The sequence below is a fragment of the Vibrio sp. qd031 genome (genome assembly GCF_002100145.1).
In the GTDB taxonomy this organism is placed as follows: domain Bacteria; phylum Pseudomonadota; class Gammaproteobacteria; order Enterobacterales; family Vibrionaceae; genus Vibrio.
Map to the genome: position 1 here is coordinate 298477 of NZ_JXQD01000018.1, position 22104 is coordinate 320580.

Below are 22104 nucleotides of genomic sequence, written 5' to 3' on the forward strand. Positions count from 1 at the left end.
TTGTTTGAAACTCAGCAAACGCCCACAAAATCGTTTGCTGTCATGAAACTTTTGGACGTTGAAGGTTTTTCAAACGCCTGTTTGCACTGCTCGACCATGAAACTTCGTTTAAATCTCTAGTGCTTTCTCGTTCGATAAAACTCACCGCTGGCACTTCATAGTTGGCGTCATTTCCACCTATGATATCCAAAATATAATTTATCGCTAACTCACCAATTTCAAAGAACGGTTGGCGAATGGTAGTGAGGCGTGGAATGTAGTAGTCCGCCATCTGAACATCATCAAAACCGACCACTGAGACGTCTTTCGGCACTTCTATTCCCATTTGATGGAGCGCCTGTATTGACCCAAACGCGCAAAGATCATTGGCCACAAACATCGCGGTGACATCTGGGCGCTTTTTCTTGATCGCTTGGGCTTGCCAGAATCCACCATATTGATCGTAGTGCCCATCACCAACCAATTCAGGGTCGTAGGCAATTCCGGCACTTTTAAGCGCGCGTTTATACCCTGCCAGACGCTGTCGAGAATCCAAGTTTCGCTGTGGCCCGCATACATGGGCTATCTTTCTATGCCCCCTTTGAATCAAATGGTTAGTTGCCAAATAACCGCCTAATTCGTTGTCAATATTGAGCACAGGAATGTCCCCTGACTCTCCATCGCGAGACATAAACAGCACTGGAATTGAGCCGCAAATCTGTTTCACTTCAACAGAGGATAAAAAGCCGCCCAATACGATTATCCCGTCCACTTTTCGCTGAACGTAATCTTGCAGCTCCATCCGTTCGCGCTCCAGTTTCCACTGGGTTGTTTCTACGATGAGATCATAACTGTGGCAGTGCATTCGACTCGACATACCTTCAAGAATGGTACTCACCCACGAGGTGTCGTATGAAGGAGCAACCACCCCGATTAACATGTTTCGCTTCGTTGAGGGTTGGTTTTTGCGTTTTCGCGGCCGGAAACCCAACTCAAAAATGGCGGTTTCGATGGCATCGACTTTTTTCTTGGTGATAAAGGAAGTTCGATTGAGATAACGAGACACGGTTGCTGGAGAGACGCTCGCGTGTTTAGCAACGTCGTAGATAGTGGCTTTTTTGTGCATAATGCGCCCATTGAAAATTAGCCGAGACAGCTCACAATCGACCACAATTGACGCCGACTCTCAAGCGCCAACCGTCAAAATTGCTGTAACGTCTACAAAAATCGTGAAAGCAACTATTTGAAACACATTTGCCATATCCTAGTCGCTACATCATTGTGCGGCATTGATGGTATGTATCCAGCAATTACTGTTTTACAAAACGGACTACTGACCCAAACGACGGCACCCGTTTTGGCACTGTCCACATCAACTCTGAAACCTGCAAACAAGTACCAATGATCAACTAACTACTAATGTTCAACTTATCGGTTACCAAATCAATAATGCCTCCCCCGTGTTTACACGCAGGGGAGGCTTTTTAAACTGTGCTACTGCTCTGAGTTAAGTGAGCTTTGATGCGCAAAGCTCTCAATACGCATCTAATTCAACGTTACCTGACGAACTTAAAACACACTTTTAAGTTGCTGATATAACGTTTGGTAAACTTCACGCTTCGGCTGATAAAGGGTTGCCTGGGTTACATCTGGCAGATGCGTTTGTACAACTGCAGGCTCTGGGCAGACGTCGCTGATGGTCATTTGAGGGTTGGTTCCCAAAATGGCCAGCCTTGCCGCGCCAAGCGCAGGTCCCACATCGCCCCCTTCACGGAACACCACTTTCATTCCAAAAATGTCCGCAAGCATTTGACGCCAATACGCACTGCGAGCACCGCCACCAATCAATGAAATCTCTTCTGGCACAAGGTCTGTTGCATGGAGTGCATCCAAACCATCGGCAAAGGCAAAGCCTACTCCTTCCATCACGGCTTGAACCAGGTCAAACTTAGTCGTCGAGTGAGTCATGCCAAAGAAAACCCCTTTTGCATTTGGATCGTTGTGTGGCGTTCTTTCGCCGGACAAGTAAGGTAAGAAGATCACCTTCGAGTCAGGAGAGTGGTTCGCTTCAGTTTGCTTGAGCATTTCTCCTACGTCTTTAAATCCTGTCAACGAAGCCACCCAATCTAAACAGGATGCGGCGCTGAGTACCACCGACATAGCGTGCCAAGTATTTGGAATGGCATGGCAAAAACTGTGCAATGCGGAGTCTGGATTTGCGATAAAGCCATCGCTTACCGCGAAGTAGACACCCGAAGTACCTAGCGAGAGCATACCTTGCCCTGGGGATGTTATCCCAACACCAACAGCACCCGCTGCGTTGTCACCACCTCCGGCAATGATAGGTACACAATCCATTCCCCATTGGGTGGCTAACGCTTGACTCAAATGACCAGTGACCTCACTACCTTCGTACAGTTTTGGCATCTGCTCTAGCGTCAAACCGGTGGCTTCAAGAAGCTCTTCGTTCCATTGGCGAGTGCTAACGTCCATCCACAATGTGCCTGCAGCGTCGGACACATCGGAGGCAAAATCACCACTTAACTTGTAGCGTAAGTAATCTTTTGGCAACAGCACCTTATCAATCTTAGAGAACACTTCTGGCTCGTGGTTTTTTACCCACTTCAGCTTAGGAGCGGTAAATCCGGGCATCATGATATTGCCGGTAATGTCGCGGCTCGTGGGCACGTCAGCTTCAAGCTCTGCACACTCTGCCGCGCAGCGACCATCGTTCCATAATATAGCCGGACGTAAAATGTCACCTTGAGCATCAAGCAAGGTTGCACCGTGCATTTGACCCGATAGACCCATGGCTTTCACTTCAGACAAAGCAACCTGTTTTCCTAATGACACTATCGCATCGCAAGTTGCTTGCCACCAGTCATTCGGTTTTTGCTCAGACCACAGCGGTTTCGGCCTTTGTACGGTTAACGACTCAGTGGCACTGGCAAGCAACTCACCTTGGCTGCTTAACGCGATCACTTTCACGCCTGACGTTCCCAAATCTATACCCAAATACATACTTCCCTCCAAACGAGATCTATTGCGGAATGACCCTTCGTTCACCGCATCATTAAACTCATCTTGGATTAGGGTTCTCTATTGCTCAATTACGTTTTTTGATAGCGCGATTCAGTGATTTAGTGACTGGGGCTTAGATCACACAACAAGTAGTCCCACCGAATATACAGTATGAAATACCTTAATCATTGAAAGGTTTACGTTTTTTAGTATTTGATTATGCAAATTTATTGGTTGCGGAAACGATCACAATGCGCGTAACGGCGGATTGCTAGACTGCAATTGTGTCCAGCCCACAACATAAGTATATAAATGGATAGACGTTTTCGAATTACTCTACTTTTTAACGCCAACAAAGTGTATGACCGTGAGGTGATGGAAGGTATTGGTGAATACCTGCAAGCTTCACAAAGTAATTGGGACATTTTTATCGAAGAGGACTTCACAACACATTTAGACAATTTTCATAACTGGGTCGGTGATGGTGTGATTGCTGACTTTGACAACCCAGACATCATAAAGCTGGTCGAAAACACCCAACTCCCTGTGGTTGGCGTAGGTGGATCGTATCATAACGAGTCAGATTACCCAGACTACCCTTATGTCGCCACCGACAACTGTGGTTTGGTGGAGCTAGCGTTTCAACACCTAAAGGAAAAAGGGCTGGAGAACTTTGCTTTCTACGGCATGCCTCATCACTCGCACAATCTATGGGCAAGAGAGCGAGAGCAAGCGTTTAAAAACTTAGTCCACGCCGAAGGCTATAAGGGTTCAGTGTATCGCGGCAGCGAGACCTCACCACAGACTTGGCAGTATGACATGAACCGTCTTGCCGACTGGTTGCAGCGTTTGCCGACGCCAACCGGCATAATTGCGGTAACCGATTCACGTGCGCGCCATTTACTGCAAATGTGTGAGCACCTTGGGATCATGGTGCCAGATAAAGTGTCGGTAATTGGCATAGATAACGAAGAACTGGCTCGCTATTTAACCCGTGTTTCACTCAGTTCCGTAGGACAAGGGTGTAAGCAGATGGGCTATCGCGCGGCCAAAATGTTGCACAAGCAGATGACCGCTGTCACTCAAGGAGACTGTGAAAATCCGGCAGAGGTATTAAACAACCCTCGAGTGATTATCCCACCTTCGCAAGTATTTTGTCGTCAAAGCACCGACTTCCAAGCGCTGAAAGACCCATATGTGATCCAAGCGATGCACTACATTAGGCACAATGCGGTCAAAGGCATTAAAGTTGAACAGGTACTTAGCTACGTAGGTATTTCTCGCTCTAATATGGAAGCTCGCTTTAGAGAAGAGCGTGGGCATTCTATTCATCAGGAAATTCACAACTCTAAACTGCAGCGCGCCTGTAACTTGCTCGAAACAACCAGCCTGCCAATCGCAGAGATTGCCGAATTGTGTGGTTACCCATCTCTGCAGTATATGTACACGGTGTTTAAGAAGAATCTTGATCAAACACCGAAAGATTATCGAGATCTAAAAAAGTAGTACAAAGACTGCGTCTTGGTTCTTTGCCTACTCGCTGATGTAAGCAAACGAAAACGCCCCGCCAATGACCGTTGTCACTCGCGGGGCGTATTTCATTGCGCAAAAAATAAGGGACTCAGTATCGGCCCCCTAGAATATTTATCGCGTTTCACACACCATGCGCCACTGCTTAGGCAGAACGCGTTTTGTGCCCTCGACCATCACCATAGCACGTTGATGAATACTATCAGCGCTGCTACCAACCATAATTTCAAACTCACCCGCTTCAACCACACGTTGACCCGAGTAATCGGTAAAGTTAAGCATATCAACAGGTAAACTAAAGCACACCTGTTTGGTCTCACCTGCAGCCAGTGCCACTTTGTTAAAGCCTTTCAACTCCTTAAGTGGTCGCACAAGCGAGCAGACGCAATCACGTACATACAGCTGAACAACCTCGCTGCCGGATACATCTCCACGGTTGGACACTTCAACGGTAACGTCAATCACACCTTCCATATCCACACTGGCTTGAGCGAGTGTCATTTCACCATATTCAAACTGGGTGTAGCTGAGGCCGTATCCAAATCCATACTTAGAGCCAAAATGGAAGGCAACGGGTGTGCCAGCACTTTTTAACTTATGGTTATAAAAATACGGCACCGCACCTGCGCTTTTCGGAATCGATACAGTTAAGCGTCCACTTGGATTGACCACACCGCTTAGCACATCTGCAATTGCACGAGCGCCCTCTTGACCGGGTGCCCAACCGCAAACTATCGCTGCAACTTTGTCTTCTAATCCGCCTAGGTTATATGGGCGTCCACCCGTCATAACGACGACGACAGGCTTACCCGTCTCCACAGCTCGTTGGAGCATGTTCAATTGCACGCCCGGCAGCTCAAGACTATCAACGTCCGATCCTTCGCCAACAGTACCTGTTTGGAACAGACCCGCGAGATCACCCACACAGACTATTGCGACTTCAGCAGCATCAATGGTGCTTTCCATTTCGGCAAAGCCAGTAACGTCCTCGCTTAATGGCCACTTAGCCTCATGATCAATCACCATGTTAACGTCACCAGGGAAAACCGGAGCATTAGCGTGGCGCTCCGTTAAAATGTCGCACCCTTTGGCGTAGCTTACATGCTCAAATTGCTGGGAAAGCGCGTCCAAAATTGTCGGGCACACTTTAACACCATCAGATTCTTCTTTACTCAAAATAAGGTGAACGGGGAAGCTGTATCCACCTAGCAGTGCCATCGCATCATCCGCCGTTGGACCAACCACGGCCAGTTTTGTTTGCGCAGCCAAAGGTAACGTGTTTCTATTTTCCAGCAACACAATAGATTCAGAGGCGACTTGATAGGCCAACGCATCGGCTTTATCACTGGCAAGGCATACGCTCTCGACGTCGGTGTATGGATCCTCAAATAGCCCAAGCTCAAATTTCGCTTTCAGAACACGAGACACTGTTTGATCCAAATCGGCTTCGCTAATCAACTCTTTTTCAAGCGCCTGCTTAAAGCGAGAGCTGGTGCAATCATCAGGTAACTCGACATCAACACCCGCTTTTAGGGCGAGTGCGGCTGCACCTTCCACAGTATCGGTTAACGCGTGGTGACTTTTGAGCAGCTCAATGCCGCCGTAATCTGCAACAATCAACCCGTCAAACCCCCATTGGTTACGCAGCACCTCGGTTAAGAGATGGTGCGATGCATGACAGGCCTCGTTGTCTATATCGTGATAAGCCGGCATTACCGAGGCAGCATTGCCAAGTTTTACCGCCATTTCGAATGGCAACAAGAAGGTATCGTTAAGCTCTTTAAACCCAAGGTGAACGGGAGCGTGATTTCTTGCGCCTTCGCTGTATGAGTGCCCAACAAAGTGCTTGAGTGTCGCGTACAGATCTCGATTCTCTCCTTGCAGTCCTTTCACATACGACGTGGCCATTATGCCCGTGTGATAAGGATCTTCAGATAGACACTCTTCTGTCCTACCCCAACGCACATCTCGAGATACATCTAAAACTGGCGCTAAACCTTGCTTACATCCTACCGAGCGGGCTTGCTTTCCAATTTCTTCAGCCAATTGTTCAATCAGTTGTGGATTCCAAGTGTGACCATAATTTAATGAGGAAGGACACAGTGTTGCACCTTTCGCCATTAGACCGACCAAACATTCTTCGTGCGGAATAGCAGGGATACCCAGTCTCGTCTCTTCTACGAGCTGCTTTTGAAGTGCGTTAAGTGCCATAACCCCTTCTTTAGCATCGACAGGTACAGTCCCCAGTGGACGTGTGATCTGCCCTAATCCGTGGGCTAATTTGTCACGTAGACTGCCACTTTGAGCACTATCGGTCATTTCTAGTTCGCGAGTCTGGTGATCGCCATCAGCTTGGAGCTTGAGCCACTGCGCACCGAGTTGTGCCACTTTTTCATCAATAGTCATTCGGCTGAGTAAGTCCGCAACACGTTGGTTTACGGGTAATGTTGGGTCTTGATACTTTTTCACGGGGTCTCCAATACATGCAGATTTTTAGAATACTCTATAAATAGTGAGGGATTTTTTTTGTAAAGTCTGAGCGAAGCAAGACATTTGCGAAATTAATAAATAACAAAATTAGAAATCATAAATGAACCGTCATGTTCAATAAGCCGTACAGAAACATGCTGTTACCTTCAAGTAAAGAAATTGACCAACGCGGTGCTGTGTCGTTCATTTAGGCATAAAAAAACCGAGCCATCATGGCTCGGTCAAAATATGGAGGGCAACACTTATACCAATCGAACTCACTAACTGGTCAGAAAACTGCACTTAAAAATCTCTGAGAACAAGGCAAAGATTTTCGTAGATAGTTGTTAGACCTACAAAAGCTTCAACGCCGGTATCTTTGATTTTAACAAGCAACAATGATCAGCTAGTTGCTTTGATTGGTATTAGCTCTCTTCACTGTCAGGAGCAGATTTCTCTAACTCCGTTTCCATGTCGGCTAGTTTTTGTTCAAGCTCAATTAACTTAATTTCTGCTTCAAGCTCAGCAACACGGCGCTCTGCGTCACTGCGAGTATCTTGAGATACACCATCTGCCAACACTTGGTTACGATCGGCTTCTCTTGAGTCTTGAAGATCTTTCATCGAACCTGACACACCACCAGCCACTCCGCCTAAAGCCGCGCCTTGCACTGCGAGCGTGGCATCACCGGTTAGCGCACCCATTGTGGCACCTAACAACGCACCACCAGCTGCGCCTCGGTTACGAGCTGCATTTTCGTTTTCCGCATCAAATGCAGGAGATGAACATCCTGTGGCAATCAATATGGTTGACGTCAATATAAGAAGGTTACGTTTTGGCAAAGTCATCATGGTCGTATACTCAAATGAGTTGTAATGATAACGATGATAAGAACTGATTATCAGCGCCCAGAGGTAAGCGCCCCATAATGAGTGACACTGTCACTCATTACAAAATACCATTACACGATTACTCTTTTTGTTGGAATGCGCGTCACTTCGCAATTGTATATACGAAATCTCGTAATCCCATTTCTAAATTTGGTATCTCGATTCCAAACCGGGCTTACTTTGTTATATTAAAGTTGTGTTGCATAAGTGTGAAGGTATTGCTGTGAAGAAAATATTGGTACTGTTAGACGTGATGGTATTTTTTGATCGTGAACTATTTAGAGGTATTCAAGCTGCACTAAAAACCTACTCAACGCAAAGTACGGTATATTTAAGCTCACAAAATGATATTGAAATTCTTAGATTAACCAAATGGGATGTTGTTATTGCTGACGGAGATAAAATCAGTGATATAAATGCTATTAGCTCATTGGCTAACTTATGCTTAATATACTCAAGCAGTGAGTTAAATGATGTTCCTAAAAATGTTCACGTACTCTCTTTAGATAATGAACAATTCGCAAGCTTAGCATTAGGTAAGTTTTTAGAACTAGGCATCAAGCAGGTTGGGTTTTATTGTAATGAGTTCGACGATAAGTTTTTGTGGAATAAAGAGAGAAAGCACGCCTTTTTAGAGCATGCCAAAAACGTTGGTCTTACAATTATCGATATGCAACATTACCAGCCTCAGCGTAACCAAGAACAAATGGGTGTGTTTTGCAGTACTGACCGCTCAGCAAGAACCTTGTTGCAATCACTCTCCGATCAGCGTGTGATGATCCCTCAACAAGTTGCTGTAATTGGCGTCGACTGCGACCCAATTGAAAACGAAATATCACCAATATCAATCACATCCATCGATATCAACCCATTTGATATCGGAAAGCAAGCTGTGCAATCGGTGTTTAGTTTACGACGAAACCAACACCACAGGTATACTGCAAGCCACATAGAAATCAATGATTCGTGCCGCGAGGACTATCAGCAAGATACTATAGTCAGTCAGGCTTTGTTTTACATTTACAATAACTATCAGAACCCGATAAAAGTATCTACCATTGCGCGGTACTGTCGAGTCTCACGTAAGACATTAGACACCCGATTTTTAAACGCTAAAGGCATCACCGTGCATCAATACATTGTGAATACTCGTGTCGAGCGTGCGAAAAAATACCTAATTGAATCTGATGAATCTATCGAAGAAATCGCCATGCGTTGTGGCTATCCACATCACAGCTACTTGTACCAAGTATTCAAAAAACACATGAACTGCACGCCTGTCGATTATCGAAAATCATTTCGTGAAAATATACAGAACGAAGCAACAAGATCACCATCACATTAACTATATATTGATAAACATCCATAATTAAATTACCAATATACACAATGTAATGTAACAAAATATTATTCATCCTTGGTGTTAGTAATTACACTAATTATAAAGGCCAAGGATGAATACAAAAGCTCTACCAATTATTATTACGCTGCCGTTACTTCTGCAGGGCTGTTTATTAGAAGACAGCCCTACCCCTTCAGGTAGCACCATTTCTTCACCTACAACTCAAAATCTTAAAGTACTGGCGCAAGACCTGCCAATCGGTGTTGCTCTCCCCGCAGGCGACGCAAGTAACTCGGTATTAAAGCGTAACGCCATGCAAACCGTGGTTGAAAAGCACTTTAGCCATGTTTCAGCAGAAAATATCATGAAACCCAGCTACTTACAGCCAACGGCCAATCAATTTGATTTCACCGATGCTGATGCACTCATGGATTATGCTCAAAGTTTCAATGCCACTGTGCATGGCCACACCTTAGTGTGGCACCAGCAATTACCGCAATGGATGAATAGCTGTGGCACAGCATCTAACTGTACATCTATCATGGAGAACCATATCTCTACCGTTGTGAGTCATTTTGGTGACGACATTGTAAGCTGGGATGTTGTTAACGAAGCGTTTTCAGACGATGGAAGCTATCGCAGTGACGACAGTCTCTGGTATTCAACGATAGGAAAAACCTATATTGAAAAAGCGTTCACTGCAGCTCGTACAGCCAATGGGAACGCCAAACTTTACTATAACGACTACAACATCGAACACAACGGCAACAAAATGGACGCGGTCATTGCTATGGTCAATGACTTTAAAACACGGAATATCCCCATTGATGGCATTGGGTTTCAAATGCACGTGTCGCTAGAAGACCCCCAAATTAGCGCAATTAAGGCTGCCTTTACCAAAGCTGTTGATACGGGCCTAATGGTTAAAATAACCGAGCTGGATATGCGGTTAAATACCCAAGGAAATTATTCCAATCTCACGTCTCAACTCGCCGCTAAACAGCAGGCCCGATATCAACAGATTGTCGAAGCTTATCTAGACGTTGTTCCGAGTGCACAGCGTGGAGGGATCACTTTTTGGGGTGTTTCGGATGATGATAGCTGGATCATTGATCTGTATGGAAAAGCAGACTGGCCTTTGCTGTTTAACAGCGATATGTCAGCCAAGCCCGCTCTTGAAGGCGTCGCTGACGCACTCATTGCGAAAATAGAACAGCCAGGTCCTGCGATGTTTAGTGACAGCTTTGAGTCTGCCGTGAGTTGGTATAAAGACGATCAAAGTAACGTCTCTGGCGCGCACACTCACAATGGCCTAGATCAGACCATGAACATCGACATCGAGTGGGCGGCAGACGGAAACAACTACACCATAGCAACCACCTTTACCAACGATACGACCATCGATTTCACGACTCCAGTGACCATTAGCTTTGATGTCCTTGTTCCTACCAGTTATGGCAACACTGGCACGTTGGCCATTCAGCCTTTCATCATGGACGGTGACTACACCCCTGCGTACATTGGCTATCAGTTTGGCTATACACCGGGCGAATGGGCAACCATTACCCTACCTAATGTGTCACCGGACTTTGCCTTTGGTTATAACGGCAATCCTAACTTCAGCGCTATAAGCCGAATTGGACTGCAATTTATCGCAAATGGCGCAATACCGCCAAGAGAGACCATCCAAGTCGATAACGTCACTATTTCTCGATAGTCATCGCAGCAATGAATCCAAGCGACTAAACCTCAACACTGCGGGTGGCTTCACTGTGCTGCTCGCCTCCCAACATAAAAAAGGACAATTTATGACAACTTTCACTCGCACCCTGCTTGGTTGCGCCGTAGTCGGCTGCCTCACACCCTGCATCACACTGGCAGACGATGCTGCAATTGCAGAGCTTGAGCAGCGCCTGCAGCAACTGGAAGAGCGTGTAGAAACAACTTACGTCTACGATCAACAGCCAGCAGATTTAACACCCGATGTCGTCCCCCCTGCAGGTGTGGTGTTTTCAGGATACGCGCGTTATGGCACGCAATATCAAGAGGGCGATCTTCGATTTTTGGAAGTCGGCTCAACAGGTAAAGCCATTGGCCGACTAGGCAACGAAACAAACGGTGGCGAGTTTCAGCTTGCTCGCGTATTTCAAAGCGACAGCGGTGTACTTTGGGACATAGTGATGATGATTGACCACTGGGCCTACGATGGATGGAGTTCTTCAGGCGGTGTCGACCTTAAAAAGGCCTACGCTGGAGTCACCAACGTTATAGCAAATAAACCAGACATGTATTTTTGGGCAGGTCGCGATTTTCACCAGCGCCCACTGCAAAACACCAACGACTATTTTTGGATGGTGCACGATGGCCAAGGGGGTGGTTTTAAGAACTTGCAGCTAGGTGGCGCGAAATTTGACTTAGGGTTGGTCGGTGAAGTGGCCAATGCTGATGGTGGAACACTTGGTAATAGTACTGGCGTCTTTGCAGCCACGACTAAAATCCATGACATCAATATTGGCATTGGTAAACTCGACCTCTATGGTAACTATGGGTTTGCCTCAAACGAAGCTCCAGTGGATAAACAAGAAGAGCGTGCATGGATTGTCGGTGCATCAATTGGGTTAGGCAGCTCTAACAAACTCTTACTGCGCTATTCTGACGGCGCCGATAACTCTGTGTTCCAACTTCAAGGCGACCAACAAGTGGTGTACGCAAGCTTTGACGGCAACTTCAACTATGGACATCCTTGGAGTGTTGATTACCTTGCATCCTACAAGGAGTTTGGTGGCGAAGCTGTCGAGAGTAAAAACGAATACTCGGTCATTGTTCGCCCAATGTATAGCTGGAACGCAGTTCACTCCACGTGGTTCGAAGCAGGGTATGCAATGGAAGATTACACTTACAATGGCGACATAACCGGCTGGAAAGCGACTATTTCACAGAACATGTCTTTAGGTGGCATGCCGTGGAGTCGGCCAATGTTACGCGCTTACGCGACCGTTGGCGATGTTGAAGAAAGAGATGGCACCACACAAGATGCGCTTAACGTAGGCCTCCAATTTGAGGCTTGGTGGTAACCCACTAACCCTTTTGAATTGCCCTACGCCTAGTGTAGGGCAAATCGTTGCTACAGCCGCATAATGCGATTAACCACAACACGAACTCATGGCTAGCTGCTGGCTTTTGCAATTGTCAGCTGCACATGACTTACCTTGCTTAACTAACTCAAAATAGTTATTGGTAAAATAGTATCCGCCAAATTTCTCGATAAAATCAGTGGGCACCGTTTTTTGCGGTAGTCCAGAATCAAGCAAAGCTTGCTGCCAGCGCTGAACTTTAGGAAAGCCATCCAACATATCGATGCCTATGTGCTCTTTAATGACAGCCGCTCGATGCAATAGTGGCAGCCAAGCAATATCAACATTGGTGATCGACTGCCCTTTAAAAAATGGCGTATCACCCAGTTTGTTTTCGGCTTTGGCAAAGGCCTTAGACAATTTTTCCAATCGAGCAAGATAAGTTTGCTCATCTTTCGCAGCCATCGTCCCACACTGCAACATATAGTGCTTGCTGCCTTGATAGGACCATGCACGATCCAGCGCTTTTTCTTCTGCACTCAGCGATTCAATCGGAGCGTATTTATCATCCAAATACTCAACAATCGCATCCGATTCAAACAGGACAGTCTGGTTCTCTGTAATCAGGACAGGCACCTGACCATTGGGTGATATCTCTAAGAACCATTGCGGTTTGTTATTGAGTTCGATGTATTCAATGTCATAAGGGACTTTTTTCATTTCTAAAGCGCCCATAACGCGCTGTACAAAAGGGCAATTTTTAAAGCTGATGAGTTTAAGCATAATCTCTCCGGTTCGGTCAGACTCTTTGAGTTACATTTTTAAGACGATCCGAAGGCAAAAAAGACGAAGGTTTAATGAAGATTTTTTTGTGTCCAATTTCTTACTTCAAAGATATTGATAGAGAACTGTGCGCTTTATTCATACAAGACAGTTACTTAGCGAGTAAAATTAAATAAACATCAAGTTACAGTAAGCAACAAGTCTGTTACCATCGCACATTATTTTTGTTGAGTGTTTACCCCATGCCAGCGACTCTTGCCTTCTTGATTGCCACCTTGTTATGGGGTAGCTCGTTTATCGCCTTAAAATTTGTCATCGGTATGTATCACCCTACTGTGGTGATCTTTTTGCGCATGCTGACTACGCTAGTGATTTGTGCCACATTACTATGGCCATATGTTAAACGGTTTCAATATCGAGCCGGTGATTGGAGATATCTTGTTGGAATGTCGTTGGCCGAGCCTTGTTTATACTTTTTGTTTGAAGGCTATGCACTGGAGTACACCTCAGCCAGTCAAGCTGGCGTCATTGTTAGTTGCTTTCCTTTAATCGTTGCCATTCTCGCCTATTTCATGCTCAAAGAACGCTTATCAAAAGTGATTGTTGTGGGGTTCTTGTTTTGCATAGCTGGCGGTATTGGGTTAACCATCGTATCCCCTGGCACAAGCGATGCACCAAACCCATTTCTTGGTAACTCGCTCGAGTTTTTTGCCATGTTATGTGCTGGGTACTACACCATTTGCGTAAAGCACTTATCTGGCCGGTATTCACCATTAGCGCTAATTGGGCTGCAAGGACTGAGTGGGACACTGTTTTTCTTCCCATTCCTATTTTTTGTTGAGCTGCCAACAGAGATTTCCTTTGAAGGTGCTGCCGCCATTTTCTACTTAGGCTCCTTAGTCACGTTAGGCGCATACGGAATGTACAACTACGCCATTTCCAAAGTATCGGTGCTGACTGCGGCAGCGTTTACCAACTTGGTTCCAGTCTTTACCTTATTGCTGGCATCACTGCTGCTGCATGAAACGCTCACTTGGCAACAATGGCTGGCCGTTGGCGCAGTATTTTTAGGGGTAATGATTGCTCAGCGACACAGCACAACCGGCAATCAAGAGTCAGTAGAAGAGTTAGAAACGGCCACCGTTCAGCGCTAGAGTTAACACAGAAAGCTGAGGAAGAAAGCAGGCTAGCTTATAATGATCATAGGCAAGAATCGGTTTCCACTCGCCAAAAAAAGGCCACATTTTCATGTGGCCTTTCTTAATATCAAAATTACATCCTTTACGCGCGGCGTTTCTCTTCACGGCGTCGATACATCCCCAATCCAATAAAGGTTAGGCTGAGTAAAGCAAGCATTTCTGGCTCAGGTATATCAGTGGACGTTGTAGATAAATCTTGAATACTCACCTGCATAGTGAAATTAGATTGTGTAGTGTGTCTTTCGGCAAAGAAGAAGTTCCAAGAGTAATCTTCGCCGTCATCCAAACCTAATGTGTCTAAGTCCACCAATCCACCTTCAACGGAGTGAACCCCACCTAAATCAAGCACAAGCTCGCCATCGATAAATACCCAAACGTCATCATCGCCTTCAAAGGATAAGGTTTGACCGAGTTCGTAGGTAAAAACACCACCTAGCTCATAGGTAAAGTGATAATTGTGGCCTCGACCTTGGTTGCCAAGCAGCATGCCGTCGATAGGGAAAAACGATGAGCTGCTGTACGAGTAAATCCCACTGTCTGCAAATGTCTCATTAAGCGTAATTGTGTGCTCTTTAGACATATTCACGCCAGGAGTGTCATTGTACCACTGATTAAAGTTGTCGGCCGTTGTAACTGAACTACCACCAACAAACACCGGCTTGCCATCAACACCTAGAGTGCTTTCAACAATACCTGTTTGAAGGCCCGATATGCTGTACTGCATGTCTGGGTGAGTATCATTAAAATCACGGATCGTACCGGTTAACTCAATAACGCTTGCGCTTGCTTCTGCAACGAAAAAAAGGGAAATCCCAATAGCTGTTAAAGTTAGCTTTCTCATTATACTGCTCCTTGCTCTGCGTAACTAACTTGATGCATCACTTGTGCCACTATCAACTACTCATTTGAAAACAAAATGTTACACAGATGTTGCACGAAGCGGGTGTTCAGTAATGTAAAGAAACCTGACACTAAAATTCTCTTGTAAACAAAACCACGCTCGAGAATGTGGATTCAATGGCACTCTGTTTGCTCACCAATCAACATCCAATTGCCATCGTACGAGCAAAGCAGCGATTCGTTGCTACCCCACAGGCTGTACTTTTACTGTCAAATAACCTGACATACTGTTTGGCGTCACAAGGTGCACTTGCATTGACTGAGTACGCCGTCCCTACTCACTATTGATGAAAAACATTGATTCAAACCTGGCTAACTCACGTATGAATACCCACTCTTTTGCAAAGGAATCACCATATGATTGTTCTCATCATTGGCGGCACAAGTGGTATTGGTCACGCCCTTTTAGAACAAATACACAATCAATACCCTACAGCGAACATCCATGCTACCTATCATCAAAATATACCCACTCTGCATGCACACCAACGTATAAATTGGCATCAAGTTGATGCGACTAATGAGAGTGATATTAAAGGACTAAGCAAGAAATTTGACCAAGCTGACTGGGTTATCAATTGCGTTGGAATGCTACACCAACATCATCAAGGACCAGAAAAGTCTCTATCAGATTTTGAACCGGATTTTTTTGCCAGGAGTCTTGCTATTAATGCTCTCCCCACTATGTTGCTGGCGAAACATTTTACGCCATTGTTGAAAAAAAGCGCTAACCCAAGACTTGTTACCCTCTCTGCAAAAGTTGGCAGTATTAGTGACAATCACTTAGGTGGTTGGTACAGCTATCGTGCCTCTAAAGCGGCGCTCAATATGGTAATCAAAACAATAGCTATCGAGTGGCAGCGAAGTGTTAAACAGGGGTGTGTGCTAGCTCTGCACCCTGGAACGACGGATACACCACTATCTAAGCCGTTTCAAAAAAATGTGCCACCCGACAAATTGTTTACACCAAAGTATGTCGCGCAGCAACTGTTGGGCATCATAGAGGGCTCATTGCCAGTTCATAGTGGTACATTTTATAGTTATTCAGGAGAGCAGATTCCCTGGTAAAGACTTTAAAAACTTACAACATAAACTCCAGTCGATAACCCACTCTTTTAACACAGTTCTTTTATGATGTTCGCCATTTAAATGCTACAGTAAATACTCTCATCAATCTTACTGTGGATGTGCCGTGATACAGCAAATTCTCACTATGCTGGCACTTATTTGTGCTTGTTTTATCGCAGGCATGATCATTCAACGTCACCTCCCCAACCATACTGAGCGATTACGTTTAGTAAGCAGTCAGTTTTCTCTGCTGTTTATTATACCTTTTGCGGTCGCCAACTCCTTGTGGCAAATGGGTGACATAGACCTCGAGCTGTTCGTCGTTCCACTTTTAGGGCTCGGTGTGATTGGCTCTGGCGCACTAACCTCCATCCTGATTGCGCGGTTTTATTCGCTCACCAGTCGGCAGTTTTCTGGACTGTTGCCTGTCACCAGTTTTTACAACCTCGGAGCGTTGGGCGCCTTGTTTGCGTTTGTGTTTTTTGGCGAAGATGGCGTAGCACTTGTTGCGATTTTTAAGCTGTTTGAAGAGGCCGTCTATTTTGGGATCATCTTCCCCTATTGCCGAACCAAAGGCTTAGGAAGTCATGGGCCCTCCACGCGCTTTTGGAAAAACCCTGTATTTATTGTCTCGATGTGCGCGCTCATTATCGGTTTATTTCTTGGTGCAGCAGACATTCATCGCCCCGAGCCACTCACCCAATTAAGCCAAGTCCTAGTTCCCATCGGAAGTTTGCTGTTGGTTTTTTCTGCGGGTCTCACTTTTCACATGAGTGGTTCACAGCAATGGCTCAGTACAGCTGCGGTGACCGCAGTATTAAGGATAGTTATTGGAGTGCTATTCTTAACGGCAATGTTCTGGGTATTTGACCTTTGGGCCATTGGCGGAGGAATTTTGTTCCCATTGTGTATCATGTTAGCTTGCATGCCGTGTGGCTTTATTGGGGTGTTGCCTGCAAGGCTCTATAACTTAGACACCGCTCTTGCAAACACTGCATGGATGGCGACTTATATTGCCTCACTGTTGGTTGGTATTGGATACTTTTTGCTGGCTTAAGTGCTCATGCTAAAACCGTCTATGTACAACCTTTGCATTCAATTCTCACCGCCAAAATGCTGCTGTCGAAATTCTCGTGGTGACACTTGTGAGTGCTTTCGAAATACTCGTGAAAAATAGTTGCTGTCACCAAACCCGCACTGCTGCGCAATCTGGTTGATGTTGAGACGCAAGTCACTTGCAAGTAGCTGCTTCGCTCTCGACAATCTGGTATCGGTCAAATATTGGCTTGGTGTGACCTGAAAAAATTGATGAAATAACCGCTCTAATTGCCGCGCACTTAAATAACTGCTTGTTGCAATATCACTGGCTCGCAACGCCGAATTCCAATAGTTTTGTTCTATAAACGACAACGCACGCGCAAGCGCCAGTGTATTTTTCTGCTTAGGATTGGCGCGCTCTGGGTAGTGGCGAACCAACAGCACCGCCAAGTGTTGCAACATGCCTAGCAGCACCGACTCAAAACCCAACGCTGCTTGCTGATACTCAACATCAATTTCACCGAGCAACAGTTTCACTTTATCGAGTACCTCGGGCGACAAGTTGAGGTAAGGAACTCCAGACTCCTGCTCACGCACTAACGGATCGATTTTAAACAGCGCTTGATACCCTGATAAAACCCGTATTGCGGACGTTTCAAAGTACGGCTTATCGACATCAAACATCAGGTTGTACAGGGACAATCCATTAGCGTTACTAAAGCCGTGCTCTACTTCACCATGGATCACAAACACATCACCCGTTTTAATCCGAGAGCGCTGCTTTCCGACAATATGGTCGGCTTGACCCGACAGCACGATCATCAACTCCGAGAAGTCGTGCTTGTGCAAATGAAACGCGCCATCGTGGATCGCCGGCTGGATACAAAACGGAATATCCGAGTGGAGAAGATGGGAGCTAAGTCTATAAGTTTTTGTCATGTCGAAATAATGCTAATAAATGTCGTTTTTTACAAGGTATATCGTGTGATGACGTCCTAAAGTTAAGCAAATTAATTGGAGAAACACACATGACTCATCCGTACCAAAATCCTGCACTCAGCGTTAGTGAACGTGTTGAAGATCTTCTATCTAGAATGACTGTCGAAGAAAAAGTTGGCCAAATGGTGCAACTGCCAGCTCACGACCAAGAGCATGTCGACAACCTCGAATCTATGAACGTGGGCAGTTATCTTCACTGTACCGCAGATCAACCTCAACAACTTCAAGAGCGAGCAGCCAAAACCCGCTTGGGCATTCCTCTGATTTTTGGTATTGATGCCATCCATGGCCACTGCTTTGAAGATGGTGCGACGGTGTTCCCTACGCAGTTAAGTGCATCGTGTTCTTGGGATAAGGATTTGATGGAGCGCATGGGTCGCGTCACAGCCTTTGAAACCCGTGCATCGGGCCAACACTGGACATTTTCTCCTGTACTTTGTGTGGGCCGCGATCCTCGCTGGGGACGTGTCGATGAAACCTACGGTGAAGATCCGTGGTTAATTGGCGAATTAGCCGCCGCGACGATCACCGGATATCAAGGCAATGATTTTAAAAGCGAACACTCCATTCTTGCGTGTGCCAAGCACTACGTAGGGTATGGCGAAACGCTCGGCGGCCGTGATTCATACGAAGCCGATACCTCGAGACGCAAACTGCTGTCACTCTTTTTGCCACCGTTTGAAAAAGCGGTGAAACAAGCCAATTGCGCCACCTTAATGACTGGCTATCAATCTATTGATGGCGAACCTTGTACCACTAACTCTTGGCTACTGAAAACCGTCGCTAAAGAGAACTGGGGACTGGATGGCTTTATTGTGACCGACTGGAATAACGTTGGCTCGCTTCACGACAAGCAAGGCGTTGCGGCCACCTACAAAGAAGCAAGTTACAAAGCGCTGCTTGGTGGCAACGACATGATGATGACCACACCAGAGTTCTATCAGTCCGCAATAGATCTTGTGAACGAAGGCGTCATCGATATTGCGCTCATTGAAGATTCGGCGCGTCGTATTTTGGAAGCCAAGTTTAAACTTGGATTGTTTGATGAAAACCGCTTCTCCTCTCTAGAAAACAAGCAAAAACTTGGCAGCGACGAAGCATGGGAACTGTCTCTGGAAGCAAGCCGTAAGAGCTTAGTACTGCTTAAAAACGATAACATCTTGCCACTGAGTCAAACCGAAACCAAAAAGGTACTGGTCGTCGGGCCAAACGCGGATGACGTTATTGCATTGTTGGGAGATTGGTCTTTTGGCTCTATGCAGGCAGAAGCGGTCAATCAATATTTCCATCAGGACAAAACCACCACGCCACTTGCGGGTTTACAGCAGCTTGGTGAGCAATTTGGTTTTGACGTGGAATATGTGAAAGGCGCCGACTGTTTGGATACTAACTTTGAGCAGCTTGCCCAAGCGAAAGAAGCGGCTAAGCAGGCAGATGTAGTTATTGCGTGCGTGGGAGATACTCTCAAGCAAAATGGTGAATTCCATGACCGCGCCAATCTAGACTTAAGCGGCTACCAAAATGAACTGATTAATGCCGTCTGCGAATCTGGTACTCCTGTTGTTGGTGTATTGGTGGCCTCCAAGCCACTAACGGTTCCTAAGATGGTTGAGCAATGTGCGGCGATTGTGTCGACGTTCAATGCCGGTTGTAAAGGTGGCCAGGCATTGGCTGAGTTACTGTTTGGTCTTTACAACCCAAGTGGCAAGCTTACTATTTCATTCCCGCATCACGTTGGACAAGTACCGGTTTACTACAACAAATACAAGGGATGGCACGCTCTATTAGAGGCGGATTTGGACAACCAAGAACGCTACATCGACATGCCGGAGACACCGCTATTCGCTTTTGGTGAAGGCCTGTCCTACACGCAGTACGCCTATTCAGATCTCACCTTAATGAACCCGATGCTTAACACCGGTGAAGACCTAAAATTTAGCGTCACCATAACCAATACAGGTAGTTTAGACGGAGTTGAAATTGTCCAAGCCTACTTTAATGATCTCTTTAGCTCTGTGACCACAGAGATCAAAAACTTACGTGCCTACGAGCGTGTTGAATTAAAAGCAGGCGAATCAAAAGTGGTCGAAATGACCATCAAGTTTGACGATTTAGCACTGATCAATTCGGCCTTAGAACGCGTTGTTGAACCAGGCGCCTTTGAGCTAATGGTTGGCAGCAGTTCGAAAGATGCTGATCTTATAAAAGCTAACTTTGAAGTAACGGCTTAATTAGAGTCACACAAAGCTCAATAGTAAGGGGGAAATACCATGCGTATTTTCCCCTTTTCGTTGCCACTATTTACCCAGGTCTGATGCATACCAACTGCATCAATCTTTCACCCGCCATTGAATGACGAGCGCAAACGCGTAAGTTTTATCAACTCTTCGATTTTTCATAGTTAACACATTGATATGTAGAGCTTAGTAAAGAACATGGGACTTTCTGGCAAACAACCTAAAATGCCATATGTTGACGACTCAATATATGGGTGAGTCAGCGTGGGTAACCTAGCTCATCTTCAACATCTCTGCTTTCAAGGAAACCAATGTTTACTGTTATTCGAAATATTTTCATCACAATGATTTTCTTTAGCGCGGCCGCTTCCGTAGCCTAAACACCACCCGCTCAAGGCTTTGCAAGCTACTCTGTCAATCACACGGATACCGCTCATTACCAGGTTAATAACGACAATACCGTTACCGATACTGTCATCGGCTTAATGTGGCAACAAGACTTTAAAGTATTGTGCTATAAAGACGCCATTGAATTTGCGAAAACAACCAATATTGGCGGCTACAACGACTGGCGTTTACCTACGATTAAAGAGCTTCAAGCCATCGTTGATTACACTCGCTCACCCCAAGCAACAAATTCCGCCGCGATTGACCCGATTTTTTCCATATCGACCATCAAAGATGAGCAAGGTAATGCACGAGACTATCCAAATGGCCACGGGCCTCAAGGTGATGTGATTCGCATTGACAACTATGTTCGCCCTGTTCGACATATAAGCCAGTAAATGTTGTTGTCGGAAGGGAATAGAGATCGCTCAGTCACAATAAAGACTGATCAAATACATTAGAGTTTGATCAAAGCTGGGCAAAAGAGGGCAAAGACGCTAACACACTTCTGCCCCAAAGTTTGCTAGCTTAACTTGGGGCCGATAAATCCAGTCAGGAATTCCCGAACTTTTTCTAATACCTGACGAGAAGAAAGGCATGCTCGTTCTAGGGCGACAATCATCAACTTTGCACCAAAGCAATGCATTGATTGTAAGCTGTCTAGCTAGACAACTTGCTATAAAATGGCATATAGCAATATGAAATATTAAGGTGTCTATTTTTGTTTAAAATCGAATATAAAATTTTCTTTTTGTCCCTTGAACTCACTTTTCGTTGTCCCTATTTTCCTAATCGGGAGAGTACTACATAGCTCTACCCATCACCATTATGTCTTTTATGTTTAACAATTGTAGGAGGCTAACCTCATGAATATTCGTCCTTTAAATGATCGGCTGATAGTCGAAAGACTCGAAGCAGAATCCCTATCTGAAGGAGGAATTGTCCTTACGTCTCAGTCAGTACAAAAATCAAATCGAGCGAAAGTCGTCGCTGTTGGTCTAGGTCAACGACTGGAAAATGGAGATCGGGTTTCTATGGACGTTAAAGTCGATGACATTGTCATTTTTAATGACGGCTATGGTGTCAAAACAGAAAAAATCGATGGTTCAGAGTACCTTATTCTCTCCGAATCTGATGTGTTAGCAATCGTTGAGTAATTGAGTTTTCATTATTTTTTGAGGAGATAAT

At 45.6% G+C, this 22104-nt stretch carries 16 protein-coding genes and 1 pseudogene; 10 read left to right on the forward strand and 7 right to left on the reverse strand.

Annotation, left to right across the window (positions count from 1 at the left end):
• Positions 1 to 40 precede the first annotated feature (40 nt).
• Both ST37_RS07260 and xylB read right to left on the reverse strand, forming a co-directional pair.
• Positions 41 to 1105 carry a substrate-binding domain-containing protein gene (locus ST37_RS07260; protein ID WP_084885013.1) on the reverse strand — a complete coding sequence of 355 codons (1065 nt, stop codon included), beginning with the start codon at positions 1103 to 1105 and terminating at the stop codon, positions 41 to 43.
• Between the two features lie 443 nt (positions 1106 to 1548).
• Positions 1549 to 3000, reverse strand: a complete 1452-nt coding sequence (gene xylB / locus ST37_RS07265; protein WP_084885015.1) for a xylulokinase — start codon at positions 2998 to 3000, stop codon at positions 1549 to 1551.
• A 312-nt stretch (positions 3001 to 3312) separates the two neighbouring features.
• Between xylB and ST37_RS07270 the strand changes: the two genes are divergently transcribed.
• Entirely contained in the window at positions 3313 to 4506 is a 1194-nt protein-coding gene (locus tag ST37_RS07270; protein WP_084885016.1) for a DNA-binding transcriptional regulator, read from the forward strand.
• A 138-nt stretch (positions 4507 to 4644) separates the two neighbouring features.
• Here the strand turns inward: ST37_RS07270 and ST37_RS07275 are convergent, their stop codons facing one another.
• Both ST37_RS07275 and ST37_RS07280 read right to left on the reverse strand, forming a co-directional pair.
• Positions 4645 to 6999, reverse strand: a complete 2355-nt coding sequence (locus tag ST37_RS07275) for a glycoside hydrolase family 3 N-terminal domain-containing protein (RefSeq protein ID WP_242426244.1) — start codon at positions 6997 to 6999, stop codon at positions 4645 to 4647.
• Positions 7000 to 7424: 425 nt separating this feature from the next.
• Entirely contained in the window at positions 7425 to 7847 is a 423-nt protein-coding gene (locus ST37_RS07280) for a glycine zipper domain-containing protein (protein ID WP_172400955.1), read from the reverse strand.
• Positions 7848 to 8112: 265 nt separating this feature from the next.
• On the opposite strand from ST37_RS07280, the gene ST37_RS07285 reads away from it, so the two are divergent.
• The 3 genes from ST37_RS07285 to ST37_RS07295 all read left to right on the forward strand — a co-directional run bounded on the left by ST37_RS07285 (position 8113) and on the right by ST37_RS07295 (position 12305).
• Positions 8113 to 9234 carry a helix-turn-helix domain-containing protein gene (locus tag ST37_RS07285; RefSeq protein ID WP_084885020.1) on the forward strand — a complete coding sequence of 374 codons (1122 nt, stop codon included), beginning with the start codon at positions 8113 to 8115 and terminating at the stop codon, positions 9232 to 9234.
• A gap of 109 nt (positions 9235 to 9343) precedes the next feature.
• Positions 9344 to 10948: an endo-1,4-beta-xylanase gene (locus ST37_RS07290; RefSeq protein WP_084885021.1), complete on the forward strand. Its 1605-nt coding sequence runs from the start codon at positions 9344 to 9346 to the stop codon at positions 10946 to 10948.
• A gap of 91 nt (positions 10949 to 11039) precedes the next feature.
• Positions 11040 to 12305 carry a carbohydrate porin gene (locus ST37_RS07295; RefSeq protein ID WP_084885023.1) on the forward strand — a complete coding sequence of 422 codons (1266 nt, stop codon included), beginning with the start codon at positions 11040 to 11042 and terminating at the stop codon, positions 12303 to 12305.
• Between the two features lie 69 nt (positions 12306 to 12374).
• Here the strand turns inward: ST37_RS07295 and ST37_RS07300 are convergent, their stop codons facing one another.
• The gene (locus ST37_RS07300; RefSeq protein WP_084885025.1) at positions 12375 to 13088 is read right to left on the reverse strand and encodes a glutathione S-transferase family protein; all 714 of its coding nucleotides are present in this window, start codon (positions 13086 to 13088) and stop codon (positions 12375 to 12377) included.
• 242 nt (positions 13089 to 13330) lie between these two features.
• Between ST37_RS07300 and ST37_RS07305 the strand changes: the two genes are divergently transcribed.
• Entirely contained in the window at positions 13331 to 14242 is a 912-nt protein-coding gene (locus ST37_RS07305; RefSeq protein WP_084885026.1) for a DMT family transporter, read from the forward strand.
• 127 nt (positions 14243 to 14369) lie between these two features.
• Here ST37_RS07305 and ST37_RS07310 read toward each other — a convergent pair whose 3' ends face one another.
• A complete protein-coding gene (locus ST37_RS07310; protein WP_084885028.1) occupies positions 14370 to 15128 on the reverse strand; it encodes a fibro-slime domain-containing protein in 759 nt (252 codons plus the stop codon).
• A gap of 416 nt (positions 15129 to 15544) precedes the next feature.
• Between ST37_RS07310 and ST37_RS07315 the strand changes: the two genes are divergently transcribed.
• Both ST37_RS07315 and ST37_RS07320 read left to right on the forward strand, forming a co-directional pair.
• Positions 15545 to 16255, forward strand: a complete 711-nt coding sequence (locus tag ST37_RS07315; protein WP_084885030.1) for an SDR family oxidoreductase — start codon at positions 15545 to 15547, stop codon at positions 16253 to 16255.
• A gap of 124 nt (positions 16256 to 16379) precedes the next feature.
• Positions 16380 to 17312 carry a hypothetical protein gene (locus ST37_RS07320; protein ID WP_143698146.1) on the forward strand — a complete coding sequence of 311 codons (933 nt, stop codon included), beginning with the start codon at positions 16380 to 16382 and terminating at the stop codon, positions 17310 to 17312.
• A 38-nt stretch (positions 17313 to 17350) separates the two neighbouring features.
• Here the strand turns inward: ST37_RS07320 and ST37_RS07325 are convergent, their stop codons facing one another.
• Positions 17351 to 18232, reverse strand: a complete 882-nt coding sequence (locus ST37_RS07325) for a helix-turn-helix domain-containing protein (RefSeq protein ID WP_084885033.1) — start codon at positions 18230 to 18232, stop codon at positions 17351 to 17353.
• 89 nt (positions 18233 to 18321) lie between these two features.
• On the opposite strand from ST37_RS07325, the gene ST37_RS07330 reads away from it, so the two are divergent.
• The 3 genes and pseudogenes from ST37_RS07330 to ST37_RS07340 all read left to right on the forward strand — a co-directional run bounded on the left by ST37_RS07330 (position 18322) and on the right by ST37_RS07340 (position 22073).
• On the forward strand, positions 18322 to 20523 hold the full coding sequence (locus ST37_RS07330) for a glycoside hydrolase family 3 N-terminal domain-containing protein (RefSeq protein WP_084885035.1): 2202 nt from the start codon (positions 18322 to 18324) through the stop codon (positions 20521 to 20523).
• A gap of 473 nt (positions 20524 to 20996) precedes the next feature.
• Positions 20997 to 21314 (forward strand): annotated as a pseudogene (locus tag ST37_RS20230) (DUF1566 domain-containing protein); the annotation flags it as partial.
• Positions 21315 to 21782: 468 nt separating this feature from the next.
• Positions 21783 to 22073, forward strand: a complete 291-nt coding sequence (locus tag ST37_RS07340) for a co-chaperone GroES (RefSeq protein WP_049537218.1) — start codon at positions 21783 to 21785, stop codon at positions 22071 to 22073.
• Positions 22074 to 22104 lie beyond the last annotated feature (31 nt).